Here is a 16,409-nt window from a genome sequence, read left to right on the forward strand (position 1 = left end):
TAGGACGAAACACGGCATTTAGAGCTTGTTTTTCACGTATTTTTGCGCTGATACACAATGTTATTTCATACAGAATATGCAGAAGAATATACCCACATTATCACGTGTTATGCCGTCCTCGGGCAAGACGTTCGACTCCGTACGCCGACGCATGGAGCACGAGCATGGCAGCAATACCGACTATGAGCTATTGCAGCGATGTTGGCAGGCGTGGAACAATCTTGAAGCCGTACGCCTCGCTCGCGACCGGGCTAAGCGATATTGCTACGGCGACCAGTGGGGCGACACCGTACGGGTCTACAAGAACGGATTCTACTACGACTACACCGAGCGCGAATATCTCAAGAAGAAAGGCTCCGTTCCTCTCTCCAACAACGTCATGGTCTCCATTCTCAACACCATCGTTGGTCTCTATGCCAAGCAGGGCACCGAGCCTGTATGCTTCGCACGCACACGCTCCTCTCAGTCCCTCTCCGATATGATGTCTGCCACGATGCAGTGCAACTGGCAGAACACACAGATGGAAGACCTCCTCAAGCACGTCCTCGAAGATTATCTTATCGGTGGTGTTGTGGTCTGCCGTGAGACGTACGAAGACCGCGAACAGGAGATTGAAGACTCATGGACTGATTATATCGAGCCTAACTATGTCTTCTGGGAGGGTGGTTCCGACCCCCGACACCTTGACTTCTCGCTCATCGGTGTGCTTCATGACGTTTCAAGAGAAGACCTTTATAAGAAGTTTGCCAAGGACGAGTACGGACTTGACGTCAATCGGCTCAACCGTATCTTCAATATCGACCCCGACGACGTTTCTACCGAGGGCACGCTGCACAACGACACCAACGACTTATCTAACATTTCGTTCGACATTCCGTCTCGTCGTGGCCATTGCGTCCGTATCATTGAGGTGTGGACTACCGAGACAAAGTATCGCTATCAGTGCTACGACCCTATTGCCACCAACGAGTCTGATGCCTATTTCCGCATCGAGTGCGACGACAAGGTTCTTATTGCCCAGCTCAACGCCAAGAACGCCGAGCGCAAGCGTCAGTACGACCTCATGGGTGTTCCGCCAGAAGAACGGGCTTATATCACAGCCAAGAAGGTGGCAGATAAGTATTGGTATTACACCTACATGGCACCCGACGGAACTGTCCTCTGCCGTGGCGAGTCGCCCTACGACTTCAAGTCTCACCCCTTCACCGTCAAGCTCTATCCCTACATCAACGGCGAGATTCATCCCTTCATGGGCAACATCATCGACCAGCAGCGCTACATCAACCGCCTTATCATCATGAACGATATGGCGATACGCTCCTCTGCCAAGGGTCTTATGCTTGTGCCTACGCAGGTACTCGACGGTATGACTCCCGACCAGTTTGCCGAACAGGCCACCGAGTACGACGGCATGATATTCTACACTCCTAAGGCTACACTACCGAACTCGCGCCCCGATGTCATTACGTCCAACGCCGTCAATCTCGGCACCAACGAGCTTCTGCAGATTGAGCTTAATCTCATCCGTGAGGTTTCCAATGTGTCGGGTGCTCTTCAGGGCAAGACTCCTACAGCCGGAACGTCTGCTTCACGCTACGCCCAGGAGTCACAGAATGCCTCCACCTCACTTTACTCAATCCTGAAGGACATCGAGTCGTTCACCGAGAACGTCGCACAGAAGAAGTGCATGATGATCAAGCAGTACTACGAAGACGGACGCATCATATTCAATCGCGACTACACGTCTACATTGGAGTACGACCGCATGGCTGCACGCGACATCAAGTTCAAGATTTCCATCAAGAACGCAGCTGCCACCGCTGCCTATCAGAACAACATCAACGACCAGCTCGACAAGCTCCTCGAACTTGGCGCTATCAACGTCGTGCAGTATCTGCAAAACCTCAACGCCCCGTTTGCCGACCGTCTCTTACAGGACATTCAGAGCCAGCAGGCAGAGCTTGAAGCGCAACAGGCAGCAATGCAGCAACAGCCACCGCAAGACGGCATCGTCCCCGGTGCCGACCAACAGGCAGTCCAGCAAGCACAGCAATACCTACAGCAATAGCGATAAGGTATCAAGCAATCTCAATCAATGGCTCAGTAAGGCTTAGAAAGGCCCAGTAAGGCCCATCACCAACAGCCCAGTAAATTAAAAAATCACTCAATATGTCAATATCCGTTACCCTATCCGATGTCACCGCTGCCGCCAAACAGCAACTCTCCATTATCGGCAAGCATCACAAGACAGCCTCGGGCGAAACCCTTTTCTCTACGGCTACGCTCTCTTCATTGGAAGAAAGCGCAATGCCGACATTCGCCAAGTCGGCTGCACACATCGTCGTCGCCGAACTATCACCCATAATAACATCATTCACGGAAAGCTCAAGTCTGACATTCGAGATTGACAACACCCGTTGGAACAACGGCTTGAACTCGGCATTCTCTGCGGCTTTACAGTCTTACCTCATAGCCAGTACAGTGCAGTCGGTCATCAATATGTTCGCACCCGACATCGCGCCAAAGTACACAGCCGATGCCCAACATCTGCTTGCTTCGCTTGTCAAGATGGCTTTCACGAAACAGCAGCCTCGTACCTCTTCCTCAGCGTACAACATAAGCGCCACTGCAACAGTTGAAGACAGCGAAAAAAACGACGGATACAGCAATTGACAATAAAACAATTTGATTATGAAGATAACTTTCACCATTTCCAAATCACTCGCTATAGAGGCAGTCAAGAGCGAAACCTACATCAAGGGCTCTATCGACTCGTCAACACAGCAGGGAGCTGACAAGCTCCGCTACAACGAAACCGCTGGCGACATAACCGTACACGAAAGAAAACTTGCAAAGGATTTTGTACGAGGCGTTGAACGTTTGAAGTCCGTTTATGTTGACTTCTTTTCCCCGAATCATCAGTCTGTGGGCGACACTTCTATTTCGGCTTCCTATTCCGGCAGCGAAGGCTCTGCAAGCATAACCATTGTTGTTTCACGACGCTTCAACGGTGCGCTCACCGATGCCATAGCCAACTACTCGCAGCAGTACGTCGAGGAATACATGACTTATCAGTGGTGGCTGTCAGCAGGACAGCAGCCACAGGCCGAACCACATGCCGCCATGATGAAGGATTTGGAAAACCGCATACGCAAGTCGTTCACCATTTCCTCGCCATTGCAGGCAAAAGCCGAATACTCATCCGTGAACGGGAAGATGTGCAACGACGACGGCACGGATTTTACAGGCAACTGATGTTTCACCAATAAATAGTACATACTATGATAATCAAATTTCAAATCATAAAGTCGCTTGTCCGTGAAGCGTTCCAGTCTGCCACTTTCCTTAAGGGACAGATGGACAAGATTACCGCGGGAGCCAACAACGCTCTTGTGGCAAGCGAAACGGCTGGCGACGAAGCTCTCCACGAACGGGTGTTCACTTCCGATTTCCACGCTGCCTTGGAAACTCTGAAAACCATATTCGTCGACTACCTTGTGCCTACACCTCAGACCGTTGGCGACAATGCAATCTTCTACAATGAGAAGACTGACGACATCGTGGAGTTTACATTATCGGTGTCGCATCGGTTCAACGGCACGCTTACGGACACATTGGCACGGCTGAGCGCCAAGTATGCCGAGGATTACGTTACGATGCAATGGTGGATAAAGACCACCAACGCCAAGCAGGCTGAACCCTATCAGGCTGCTCTTGTCAAGGACGAATCCGACATACGCAAGTGCTTCATCCTCTCAGCGCCACGTGTCCCCACCGTCAAGTTCCCCACCTCTATCACTGCAAAGGTCGACGGCTCCGACAATGGGGGCGAAGTCACGCTTTCTATTGACGAGGACGCAACGGTTTCCTACAGCCTTAACGGCGGTGCTGTTGACGACATCGAGGCACGTTCCGAAGACGTAGGCATTGTACACATCGTGCGCTCTGCCCAACCTAAGACATTCGTCCTTCGTCCGGTTAACACTGGCGTTTCCAAGGTACGCCTCTTCTCTCGCCATTCCGACAACGTCTACGCAGAGTTTACAGTCATAGTTTCCAAAGAGCATTAACCCAAAACAATGTCTATATGAATCACGACTTTTCCGAACTGCATCCGCACATGGCTTCACGCGAAAGGGGATGGAATCCAATCCCCAACCCGCTTGCACCCCAACCGCCACGTCGTGCTTACGGACACTCCGTCAAGCATATTTTCCTACAGGCCGACCAGCTCCTCTATGATGTTGATGCCATTACCGGCATGATTGATAAGGCAGCACGTTCAGTGCACAACGATGCCGAGGTTGCCACGTCCGAGTCTGACACCTATCGTCCTATGTTCTTCCGTTGGTTCGACAAGTACATAGCCAGTGTCGAGCATTGTCTTTCCGCTTTCGTTCTCAAACCCGAAGGTGTCACCCGTCTCAACGACCTCAAGGAGTGGGACGAACGTGAAATTTCGCTTCTCATGCCCGACTACTGGGACGCCACTGTCTACGACTCTCTCGTCAAGGCTATTCACCAGTATGTAGTTGACGGCACACTCTACGAATATATGTCTCTTGTGCTCTCCTCGCGCGACCCTCGCACCATCGACCGCAAGGAGTCCCTTGAAGAAGGCATTACCAACATACGAGCCCTCTCCTGCCGAGTCATTCCCGGCTCAGTCCACAAGCACCTAAGCCCCTTCTAAAGCGATTGCACCCCAAAATTTCACCAAAGGCTCAGTCGGCTCAAAAAGGCCCAGAAAGGCTTATCATCAAGGTTCAAAATTTCCCTCACTATGCAAAAGACTCTCGACGACATTCCTCTCATATCCGAGCGTCGCAAGAAGCTTCTTCCTGCCGGGCGCAAGGCGCAAAAGGAGTTCATACGCGACCTCCTCTCTACCAATCAGGAGAAGTTCGAAGAGCTGTTCTCCGAACTTGCCGAGCACGACCCAAAGGCATGGCTGCTTCTCTATCACGACATGCAGAAGCACGTTGTCCCCAAGCAGTCCCAGCTCAACGTCTCCGTGGGCATCAACAAGGACTTCCAGGAACTCCAGGCACTATCCACTACCAAGACCGACGACCCTCTTGCCATTGGTGCCAACCCCGTTCCACGCATCGAAGATGCCGACTTCGAAGAACTAAAGGAGTACGAAGGACTCTGATTAATGATTAATGTTTATCAGCAGTCCATAACCAAAGGCTTAGTAAGGCCTAAAAAGGCTTAGCAAGGCTCATCACCCAAAATTTCCCCACGGCTCAGAAAGGCCTAAGAAGGCCCAGTAAGACCCATTAAATAATTAGAAAATGCTCATTACCGACCGTGACATAGATGCACTGGTAGCCGAAAACCAATCTCGCTACAATGAAATCTACGGGCCTTACGACCCGTGGACAGGCATCGGCTGCTACGATTTTGAGTCACGTGTCTGTCTCGAAATACCCGACTTCATCATACCCAAGATGTACGTTCCCAAGGAGTGTATGCGCACCCTCCTTTACAAGAACCTACAACACTACGGTACCTTGAAAGACGTTCTTATCCACGTCCTCCGCAAGGACTACGACGAAGACTCGCCCGACACGCAGAAGCTACGCGCCCTCCTCACATTTGAGATTTTCAAGGTACGTTTCCGTGAAGACCCCGAGTTCGCCCTTTTCTGTACTGATAAGATTGAGGACAAGAACACGGGCGATATGATTCCCTTCCGCCTTAACTACCCACAGCGACGGCTCATAGCTCTCTTCGAGAAGCTGCGCCACGAGAAGAAAGCCATACGTGTCGTTATCCTTAAGGCTCGTCAGTGGGGTGGCTCTACTCTCACACAGCTCTACATCAAGTGGATGCAGGACTTCCGTCACGACGGATGGAATGCTATCGTTCTCTCACAGGTCAAGTCTACGTCCAAGAAGATTAAGGCTATGTACCGCAAGGCTGTTGAGCGTCAGAAGGGTTGGACTATCGGACACCCGGGCACACAGCTCATGCTCTCGCCCTACGAAAACTCACCCGACGACTTCATCGTCACCGACGGCAACAAGGCCCTGCGCCGCTCTACGCTTACCGTTGCCTCCTTCGACAACTTCGATGCCGTCCGTGGCAACAACTTCCACTGTGCCCACTATTCCGAGGTTGCCTATTGGAAGAAGACTCCCGAGCACGACCCCGAAGGCGTTATCTCGTCTATCTCTGGCGGTATCCACAATATTGAGGACAACATCGAGGTCTTCGAGTCTACAGGCCGTGGCGCTTCCGGATTCTTCTACGACCGCTGCCAGCTTGCCATGGATCCGTCCAACAACGACGCCTATGCCTTCATCTTCGTTCCTTGCTTCATCATCGAGAACGATATGGAGCCTGTCGAAGATGTTCGGGCTTTTGCCGAGTGGCTGCTGCGCAACAAAGACCGCTCCACCTGCCCTAAAGGTTTTCGCGAAACGGGCAAGTTCTTTTGGCGTATGTGGGAAAAGGGAGCTTGTTTCCAGGCTATCAACTGGTATCGCAATTTCCGCAACAAGTTCAAGACTCATGCTTTCTGCGCCACTGAGGCTCCTATCGACGAGGAGGAGGCTTTCCGCAATTCCGGCAATCTTGTCTTCAATCCTTATTCTATCGACGACCTCCGTCATGGCGAAGTCAAGAAGCCCAAGTTCCTTGCCGACATCGTCACCTCTGGCAAGAAGTCTTACGACACCATACGCAACTCCAAGATTACCATACGCGACGATGGCGAGGGCGAACTTAAAATTTGGAGCCTGCCCAACAATCAGATTCTGCGTGTTTCCGACCGCTACGTTGTCAGCGTCGACATCGGTGGCAAGTCCTCTACTTCCGACTACACCGTTATGACCGTACTCGACCGTATGGGCATGATGCCTTCTGTCAAGGACAAGCCTCGTGTCGTGGCTCGCTATCGTGGGCACTGCCGTCACGACGTGCTCGCATGGAAGGCTGCTGCTCTCGCTCACTACTACGACGATGCTCTCCTTGTCATTGAGTCCAATACTGCCGACCGTGAGAAGAACAACAATACCGAGGGCGACCACTTCGGCTCTATCATCAACGAGATTGCCGACTACTATCCCAATCTCTACCAGCGCCGTTCTTCTCCCGAAGACACCGCTGGCAACGTCCTCGCCAAGTACGGCTTTCAGACCAATAAGGTTACGAAGGGTTGGCTCATCGACAATCTCGAAGCCTTCGTCGACGACCGACTCTGGCACGAACCCGACACCGAAATGTATCACGAGCTGCGCATATACGAGCGAAAGGAAGACGGCTCCCTCGGCAACATCGAAGGCTCAGGCAATCACGACGACGTACTCATGTCCACCGCCATTGCCCTCTACGTATCCACCCACGAAATGGAGCTTCCACGCTGGCGCACCGACGAAGGACTCAAACACCACTCCGACGGCGTACGCACCGAAGCCTCAATCTAAGAATAAAAAAAATATCAAAGGCTCACCCCATAATCAAAGGCTCAGAAAGGCTTAGTCGGCCCAGTAAGGCTCAGTAAATAATTAAAAATCACTCTCACTATGCAAAAATCCCTATCTTTCAACAAAGGCATCACAACATCGCCGTCCGACCTCCTGTCCGACGACACCGAACTTTCCGCCTCACGCGACCTTATCTTCCGCAATGGCGAGATGCAACCCCTACGACAGGCAAAGCAGTTCGCACAGACGAACAATAAACTGCTCTATATCCATAAAGGTGCCGACTACACCAATGCCATCACCTACAACGGCCACATGCTCTTTTGCGGCACACTCAGCGACAACTCCATCACCGAAACCCAAGCGTTCTCGGTCGGCACAGTCTACGACATTTCCTCAGTAGGCAACACCCTCGTAGTAGCCACCAGTAGCGGACTGCACTACATACTCTTCAAGGAAGGCTCATACATCGACCTCGGTACAGAGCTGCCGACGTACGATTTCTACCCCGCATTTAAGGAATGGACTAATCTTCCCCTTGGTGGTAATACAGGATGCTTTCTTAAAGGCATGACTACATCTAAACTTTATAAAGCTTCTTATTCGAATGGAAAGTTTACTGGATGTTCAGAGTGGAAAGGTGAGATAAAACCCACTGACAACGAAAGCTTCTTTTTTCACCATGAAGTTAATAAAGGTTCAACAAACGAAGCTAACGTACAAAACGCCATACAAGGCCATGTAGCAGAACTTATCAGAATAGTCAAGGAAAACAACCAATTTGCCTTCCCGTTCTTTGTGCGCTGTGCCATGCGGCTTTACGATGGGTCATACGCACGCATTTCTGTACCAGTCGCTTGTTACCCGACAGTCAACCGCAATTGTTACTTCACTCCTGTTACTGCAAGCGATTACAAGGAGTCCATGGATTTTACCGAATGCTTTATGTATGCCCCTTTCCACGCACCGTTTCAATATCGCATAGAGGCTCAAGGCATTGACAAATGGAAGGATATAGTAAAGGAGTTTGTCGTATTCGCCACAGATGATGTCATACCGTTTTATATTGATAAGGAATGGAGAATAGAATTACCGTCAAAAACCTCCGAAACCACTTATCGCACTCTTGTTACAACACCTACATATGGTAGTAGTCTTCTTCCAGGCGTTCCTGTCCTGCAAGATGACGGAATATACCATTTCGAAAAGGGTAAATATGAGGCCCGTGACGTTATAGTTCCAACTTACAAGTCCGACAATGAAATCATTAACGAAATGATTTCAAAAACACAGTTCTACAAGTTGTTTTCAGTTGGAGTTGAAAGTGTTAATACCTCTGATTACGTTTCCCCTATTATAGCATCCAATGTGGTTGCTAATCTTACCTCTCAGGAGCAGCTCCCAGTTGACGATTATTATGGATGGACTTCTATCGTGCCACAGCAAGTATTGACTTACAATAATCGTATCAATTTATTCAACGTCAAACGTCGGCCTTTCAAAGGAGCGAATATGTTTACGTGTGCAACGCTTACGAGTGTCAGTCCGTCAAGTGCTGAAAGTACGCTAAGATTTTATGTCCATATTGCTACTTCTACATCTATGGTAGTAGCTTCTTCTTCTTATCCTTGGACACAAGACTTGAAGGTTGCAGATTCTTGGTTCTTTTACCCCGACCCAAGAGCCGTTGATGTCGTTGTATGGGACACATCAAACAGTCGTGGAATAAAGATACCGCTCAAAACGCATCCGTATCTCAATGGTGCATACGCGTTTAGGTATCTACCGCTTACTAATAGAATGACATCTTCCAACGTGTCGTCTCCTCCCTCCCCCACCTCCTCCTACGAAGTCCTCGACTCCCAAATCTTCACCTCCGTTGTCAACAACCCATTCGTCTTCCAGGCATCGGGCGACAACACCGTAGGCACTGGCTCTATCCTTGGTATCGCTGCCAACACCGAGCCTATATCACAGGGACAGTTCGGACAGTATCCGCTCATCGTCTTCACTACTGAAGGCATCTACGGACTCTCCGTCAACTCCGAAGGACTCTACTCAGCGTCCTACCCCATTTCGCGCGAAGTCTGCAACAATCCCGAGTCAATAACACCCACGGGCAATGTCGTCTACTTCACCTCCGACAAAGGACTCATGGCTGTATCTGGCGGCACTGTACGTTGCGTCAGTCCACAACTCTCGGGAGCCAATCCGCCGTACTCCGACGCTACGGTCGGTTTCCTTACCTTCGTGCGCAATGCATTCCTTGCCTACGACTATCGCGACTCGCTGCTGTTCATCTACAACGTCAACTACGACTACGCATACGTCTATAATCTTCTTGACGGAACTTTCGCCACCATATCCCTCGGCTCTAAGCGCATGCAGCGAGCGGTGTCCAACTATCCCGACACGCTCCTACAGGACTCCAGCAACAACGTCTATTCCTTTAGCAAGATACCAGTAGCTCAGTCCGACTCTCAGACGTATTCCGGTACGTTCACAACACGCCCCCTCAAGCTCGGCTCGTCCATACAGCTCAAGACCATCCATCAGATAGTCCATCTGTTCAACTCTGCTGGCGGAACTCTCAAGCTGACAGTCTGGGCATCCAACGATTGCCATAGTTGGAACAAGCTGTATTCCCTCCACGGCAAGCCATGGAAGTACTACCGCTTCCGCTACACTCTCTCCAATATCTCAGCGTCTGACACCTTCGCTGGCACAGTCATCGACTTCACCCCACGCTTCACCAACAAGATAAGATAGCTACCGATTCTCCAAAAAATTCAGAAAAACCACCCTCACCCACGGCTTAGAAAGGCTTAGTCGGCTCAGCAAGGTCCATAAATAATCACCCTCACCCCCACGGCTCAGTCGGCCCAGAAAGGCTCAGAAAGGCTCATTACCCATTATCAAAAAAAAAGTGTCAGCGCCTCACGGCTCCAACACCCTGGTTAAACAATAACCTAACAAACCTTAAATCTTAAAAACGAAAACACAAAACCTAATATGTAGCAGTACAAATGTAGCAAACCATTTACGTTTGGTATAAGCATCATTATCAATATCACAGGCATTCCTGCCTTCAAGTATTCCTTCCACCTTCCCGTCTTGCCCCACATAATACCGAACATCGCAAACAGCATACCCGACATACCCACAGTAGGCTTGTCTGCCCACATAGGCATCCAGCTCGCAGCCACGGCTATCACATAGCCTACAGTTACGTTCATGCGCTGTCTCACGCCCCATAGCACAAACAGGTTCGCTGCCATATGCCACACGTTCGCATGCAGAAAACTATAAGTGAAGTGAGGTAGCAGTCCGCCGTGCGCACTGAAACCCTCCAGTCTACTGCCTGCCGTCAGCAGCACGACGCTTAGCGTTGTCAGCAGCAGCTTTACTCTTACGTCCACTGCCATACACTTCGCCATGTCTGAAATCCTTACCATAAAGTCTGCATTTGACAAACGTGTCCTTAATCGTGCGGGGAGCCATAAAGAACTCCGGCGCTGGTTGTGATACTATAATAGGGCATAGAAACCACAGCGACTTGCCTATATACTCCTTTCTCTGAGTCAGTTCCTGCATCCTCTCAAACAGCGAGTAGTACAGTCTCTGCTTGTTGCTGCCCAATGCGTCCACAATCGAGAAGTCACCCACAACCATTCTTCTCAGCTTCTCATAAGCCTCCTTAGCCGTGATATAATACCGTGGAGCAGGATGCTTCGCTATCTTGTCCCATACCTCCTGCTGGCTCCAGCATTTCGGATACACATCGCGATAGGCTTTTGCCAAGTCTTCACGCTGCATACGGGTTATATCATAATTTTGTTTGGTCATAGGGTTATGGTTTTCTGATACAAAAATACGCAAACTTAGCCACATAACCAAGTTTGCGTATCAAAATTAAACACTAATAATCAATAATTAGCAATTAATAACCCTAATCACCAAAGGCTCAGAAAGGCCTAAGAAGGCTTAGTTAGGCTCACACTCTCAGCCTTTACCCCTCACTAATCCCGTCCATCTGCTCCACAGCCTTCTGCATTATCATTTCGATGTTCTTGTTGGCAAAGTCCACCTGCTTCTTGTCGTCAGCGTTCAGACGCTTCATCTTGTTCCAGCGTTTCATCTGCTTCTCGGCATCTTTGATAATACGGATTCTTGCGTAGTCAGCCGACTGCTCAAATCTGTGTCTGTCGGCAGCATTACGTATTCTCTCCGTCAGCGGAACGTTCTTGTTCTTCAGCATCGAGTAGTTGCTCGTGCTCTTCTCCATGCTCTCCTTGTAGCCATACCACTTCGCTTTCGTTCTCGCCATGCTCGTCTGTTCCGAAGGAGTGTACATCAGCGAACGCAAGAATGGTATGTCCTTGGTCTCAATCTCCTGTTCCCGACCGTCAGCATACTTCAACACCAGTCCAGTTCCACGGGTTATGAATGTGGCAGCACCACCGCCAAGAGTTCCTATGATGTGGTTCAGCATTGCAGGATCAGTAGCCTCGTCAAGCAGACTGTTGCCCCTCATGTTCTCGTTGCCGGGAGCCACGTCGTTAGTCTTGGCATTCACCCACTTGTTCAAGTCCATCAGCTTCTCGGGAGTTCCGCTGTAGGCATTCATCCATGCAGGACGGTTCTTCGTGTAGTCACCCTCTCGGCGTATTGGCGTACCCTTCCAGTCGCTGTTAAGCCACCATTCCACAAATGGAGCGGCAGCCGTAGGCAGCACACCCTTTAGCGTTTCCTTTCCTGGTTCCTTATCAAAGGCCGATGTGTTCGTGAAGTCCACTACTGGCAGCAGCTGCGACATACAGCCCACAGCGTCCATTGCTACATTTCTCGTGCTCTTCACGTTCTTTGCTGTAGTCATACCCGCTGCAATATCGCCAAGTCCGTAGAACGCCCTCAGCTCAATGGCAAGCGGAATGGTCACGAACTTACCGCCACCTTTATATATACACAGGTTGTTTCTCCTTATGTATTCCGGCAACTCGCCATACGGGTCTTTCACGCCCTTACGCTTCTTCTCGTCCTCGCTCGCAATCATGGCGTTGTTCACGACAGCAGCCATTATGCCCAGCCCGAAAGGTATAGCCATCATTGAGGCGACAGTACCCACAGGCGCCTTCTTCACGTTGTTCATGAGCAAGTGTGTGCTCTGCACGCCAGCGTTGAAGAACATCGAGTAGTTCCTTAGGTAGCTCGCAATGGTGCCGTACACATTTCTGCGCATTTCCTTGCTCGTGCCCATTTCACCGTTCTTGAACGTCTTGATGGCGTCACCCGAGCCGTGACGGTTGAAGTTCGCCGACACCTGCTTGGCATCATAGGCACTTCTCACAGCCGAGCGTCCGAGGTCTCTTGATGTACAGAAGGTCGCAAATCGCGCCATGTTCTCTGCCACCTCGTTCAGGTTCTCCACGTTGCCTACGAGGAAGTCACGAAGCGCCTTGCCAGTCTTCGCCACCTTGCTGTGTTCACGGCTCACGTCGCGCTTGTATTCCTTCTCCCATTCCTGCATCGTCTTCACCTGTACCCAGCCTGTCTCACCGCCGTTCTGCATAAACTCCTTGAAGTAGCGCTCCATCTTCGAGTTGCCTAATGTGCCCTCTCTGTATCGTGCGTACAGGCCCATGCCTACACCGTTCTTCAGGTCTTTCCACTTCAAGCTCTTCAAGGCACCTGCGCCCTCATTGAATGCCACATTCAGCGGGTTAAGCTCCGCATAGTACCGTGCCCATTTGAATCCGTACATCACACCCTCCTTTGCCGTTACATTGCTCGATGCCATTTCGGCGTCACGTATGATGTTACGCATCACAAACTCCGGTGAGTACGAGGTGGCCATCTGAGCCATGAAGCGTGTAGTGCTCTTCAACCCTTTCAGCAGTGCGCTGTTGGGCGAACTGTTCTCCAGCATGCCGTTCAGAGCCTGTGCAGCACGAGGATTGCCCAGCACTACGAAACTGTGTGTACGTCCGGCTATCTTCACGTCCACGAAGTGCTCGCTCTTGTTCTTCGCCCTCGCAAACTTGAAGCCTATGTCCGTGCTGTTGCTCAGCGTCTTTGCCTCGCCTTTAGCCTGCTTCGTCTTCATGTCTGTTTCAAAGGCATCCACAATGGTTGCTATATCATGAGCGCTCGCATTGTCGGGTATCTGAGGATAAGCCTCCTCCCAGATGTCGTTGCCGTTCATGTCCGTGCCTTTCTTCTCTACCCACACCTTCGTTTCCTTCACAAGGTTCTGCTCTCCGCTGTTTCTCACGAATCGGGCAAACGCCTGCTTCACGGCATTCTGTCCGCCGTTCCTTATCGCACGGTTAGCCATAGCACCTATCTGTGCAAGCACGTTCACGTCGCTCAGACTCTTTCTGCCCTTGGCGTTCATCAGCGTTTCACCGATAAAGCCCTTGCCGTCCTCGCCGCTTATATATCCGTATACATCCTCAGCGGTAGCCTCGTCAAACTTTCTCAAAGGCACATACCAGTCAAACATACTGGCCACACGGTCTCGAAGTTCTTCGCTCATCAGTCCGTTCTCATAGTCCGAATTGATAGAGTAGTTCGTGGCATCCTTTATTCTGTTCCAGAGATTATCCACCGAACCCTTCTTCTGGTTCTCCATCTTCGCCTCCTGACTCATCACGGAGTCTATAGCACCAGCATCGTCATAAGGACTCTTTAGGTCGTCTATCTCTTGCAGACCGTGCATACCCGAATAGTCATGTTCCTCTGCCTTGAAGTCCTTGTCGATGTTCTGCACAATCCATTCGTCCATCTGACGGTAATACTCTCTTAGGTCTATCTGTCCCGAACGAAGCTTCTGTCCAAGGTCGTTCTTCTCGCCGTTCCAAGCAGCCTCCAAAGCATCAATGCTATCGGATTCTTCACTCTTCACTTTTCTCTTTTCTCTTATCTTGTCTCTCACGAACAGCACACGGTTTCGCTCCAGTCCGTGCTTGCCTATCATGTACAGGTTACACTCTCTTATCTTCTCCTCGGTGTTCTTGCCTGCAAAGCTGTCCAGCACGTCGCTCATAGCCTTGTCCAGCGGTTTCATCACCTGGTGTTCAAATAGAGTCATCTTGTCGCTCATAGCACCCTGCATGGTGTTCTGCAGAACATAAGGGTTCATCGAACTCTTCACGTCCTCTATCTTCTTGATTGAGGGGTCTACAGCCTTCATCAGTTTCTCAAGCGAAAGCATGTTGTCCATAAACGCCTCTGTAGCCATATAGCCGTGAGCGTTCAGCATAGAATGGTATCTGTCAAGAGCAGTGGCAGCACTCGGAGCAGTACGGTAGTGTATCTGTCCGTCAGTAGCCTTGTCCCATTCCTCACGGCTCATGTCCTCAAAGTCGTGGTTCTTGCCGTCGTTCTCGTAGAACTCGCCACCGTGGATTTTCGTATACTCCACATTCTCGTGCTCTATCTTCCACTTCACGGCATCAGCCCTCATCTTCCACCACGGATCATTGCCTTTCTTCTGTACGTTCTTCGCCAGCCACAGCATATACTTCACGTCCTTCACGTTAGGCGATATTCTGTAGCCTATCTCGTGCAAGGCATCTGTCACCTTGTTCTTGATGTTGTTCCAGAACCCGGGTTCGCCCTTGCCCTTCTCGGTGCTCTCGGCTATAAACTCCTCTATAGCGTCATAGAATCCCATAGAGTCCTTGTCCATACGTTCCTTCACATAGGCTCTCAGTTCGGCATTCACCGGATTGTCTAAGTCCATCCAAAGACCTCTCATATAGTCTTTGAACTTGTCTCCGAGCAATCCTCTCATGCCCTTATGTCCCACGGTCTCGTGCCAAACGGTTTTCTCCGCAGTATACGAGTCGTGTATGTTCGGCATATACAGATGCACCTCGCCTGTATTCTCGTCATACCAGCCCGTCACCTGCTTGCCGTTCTCAATGTCACGGCGCACCTGCTCGTTGCCAATCTCCTCAACCGAGTTCACCATCTTCACCTTACCGCCAGTCTGCTTCGATACTTTCTCCACAGTCTCAGCAATCCTGCCTTCCAATGGCTCAGTCGGCTTAGATAGGCCCAGTGAGGCGTCACCTTTCGCCTTGTTATACACCTCGGCAGCATGCTCGATTCTGTACATCTCACCCTTGCCCTCGTACTTCTTCTTCAAGTATCGCTGCATTTCCTCCTCAGTCATGTCAGCCAACTTGCAAGTCAGTTTCTTAAGCTCCGCAAGCACAGCCTGGCTCGTCTCGTTTCTTGTCTGACGTTCCTGCTGTTCAAAGGTCTCGTACGTACTAGCAAGGAATTTCTTCTTCTGCTCGGCATTATATCCCTCCATGTCAAACGGAATGGAATAGTCCTTCCAGTCGCCTCTGACACGCACGTTGATGCCGCCCTCGTTAAAGTCTACCCTTGCGTCCTTCAACTCCTTCAAGTCCTTAACCGTCTGCTTGCTCTTCTTCATCATTATCGCATTTGTGTCGATAATGCGGTCGGGCATTTCCACGTCGCGCAAATCCTCGAAGAAGTCCTCTATCTTGTCGTAGTGTCCGCCCAAGTCCCACTTCTCCACACTGCCAGCCTTGGCACGCATAGCCTCGTTGCTTATCTTGTCCACTACTACTACACGGCAGACAACATTAGTACCTGCCTGCTTGAACACGATGTCTGGCAGCTCTACCTCCGCACGCATTACGGCGGTCTTCTCGCCCTTAATCCATTTCTCAAACTTCTTGTCTGTCGAACCTCTCGGTATGAGAGCAACAACACGACCGCCTTCCTCCAAGTGCTTGAATGCCTTACCCAAGTGAGCAATGGCTGTCGCTCCTGCCGTACCAAACGGTGGGTTCATTACTACTACGTCGTGCTTGTTGCTGATGTCGTAGTTCTCGAATATGGTGTTTTGGAACTTTCGGCCAAGTCCTCCTGCCTTCAACTGTAGTTTGGTGAACAGGCTCTGACTCGGCTCTATCGCTACCATTTGATTGCCCT

The 16,409-nt window shown here is 50.6% G+C and carries 11 protein-coding genes; 8 read left to right on the forward strand and 3 right to left on the reverse strand.

From position 1 onward, the window contains the following. The first annotated feature begins 76 nt into the window (after positions 1 to 76). From I6E38_RS08695 to I6E38_RS08730, 8 genes are all read left to right on the forward strand, one after another. Complete coding sequence (locus I6E38_RS08695; RefSeq protein ID WP_235393603.1) at positions 77 to 2,068, forward strand: portal protein; 1,992 nt, start codon at positions 77 to 79, stop codon at positions 2,066 to 2,068. A 101-nt stretch (positions 2,069 to 2,169) separates the two neighbouring features. Further along, on the forward strand, positions 2,170 to 2,673 hold the full coding sequence (locus I6E38_RS08700) for a hypothetical protein (RefSeq protein WP_235393604.1): 504 nt from the start codon (positions 2,170 to 2,172) through the stop codon (positions 2,671 to 2,673). 18 nt (positions 2,674 to 2,691) lie between these two features. Continuing rightward, positions 2,692 to 3,255 carry a hypothetical protein gene (locus I6E38_RS08705; protein WP_235393605.1) on the forward strand — a complete coding sequence of 188 codons (564 nt, stop codon included), beginning with the start codon at positions 2,692 to 2,694 and terminating at the stop codon, positions 3,253 to 3,255. 26 nt (positions 3,256 to 3,281) lie between these two features. Continuing rightward, complete coding sequence (locus tag I6E38_RS08710; protein ID WP_235393606.1) at positions 3,282 to 4,070, forward strand: hypothetical protein; 789 nt, start codon at positions 3,282 to 3,284, stop codon at positions 4,068 to 4,070. A gap of 17 nt (positions 4,071 to 4,087) precedes the next feature. After that, positions 4,088 to 4,693 (forward strand): hypothetical protein, encoded by a 606-nt coding sequence (locus tag I6E38_RS08715; protein ID WP_235393607.1) that lies wholly within the window; start codon positions 4,088 to 4,090, stop codon positions 4,691 to 4,693. A 90-nt stretch (positions 4,694 to 4,783) separates the two neighbouring features. Then, on the forward strand, positions 4,784 to 5,155 hold the full coding sequence (locus tag I6E38_RS08720; protein ID WP_235393608.1) for a hypothetical protein: 372 nt from the start codon (positions 4,784 to 4,786) through the stop codon (positions 5,153 to 5,155). A 142-nt stretch (positions 5,156 to 5,297) separates the two neighbouring features. After that, complete coding sequence (locus tag I6E38_RS08725) at positions 5,298 to 7,433, forward strand: hypothetical protein (RefSeq protein ID WP_235393609.1); 2,136 nt, start codon at positions 5,298 to 5,300, stop codon at positions 7,431 to 7,433. Between the two features lie 99 nt (positions 7,434 to 7,532). Beyond that, entirely contained in the window at positions 7,533 to 10,202 is a 2,670-nt protein-coding gene (locus I6E38_RS08730) for a hypothetical protein (RefSeq protein WP_235393610.1), read from the forward strand. 200 nt (positions 10,203 to 10,402) lie between these two features. Here I6E38_RS08730 and I6E38_RS08735 read toward each other — a convergent pair whose 3' ends face one another. From I6E38_RS08735 to I6E38_RS08745, 3 genes are all read right to left on the reverse strand, one after another. Continuing rightward, on the reverse strand, positions 10,403 to 10,852 hold the full coding sequence (locus tag I6E38_RS08735; RefSeq protein ID WP_235393611.1) for a rhomboid family intramembrane serine protease: 450 nt from the start codon (positions 10,850 to 10,852) through the stop codon (positions 10,403 to 10,405). Next, complete coding sequence (locus I6E38_RS08740) at positions 10,788 to 11,249, reverse strand: hypothetical protein (protein ID WP_235393612.1); 462 nt, start codon at positions 11,247 to 11,249, stop codon at positions 10,788 to 10,790. Before I6E38_RS08740 ends, I6E38_RS08735 begins: the two co-directional genes overlap by 65 nt. 193 nt (positions 11,250 to 11,442) lie before the next feature. Further along, positions 11,443 to 16,398: an LPD38 domain-containing protein gene (locus tag I6E38_RS08745; protein ID WP_235393613.1), complete on the reverse strand. Its 4,956-nt coding sequence runs from the start codon at positions 16,396 to 16,398 to the stop codon at positions 11,443 to 11,445. Positions 16,399 to 16,409 lie beyond the last annotated feature (11 nt).

It is taken from the genome of Leyella stercorea, from assembly GCF_021531355.1.
Taxonomy (GTDB): domain Bacteria; phylum Bacteroidota; class Bacteroidia; order Bacteroidales; family Bacteroidaceae; genus Prevotella.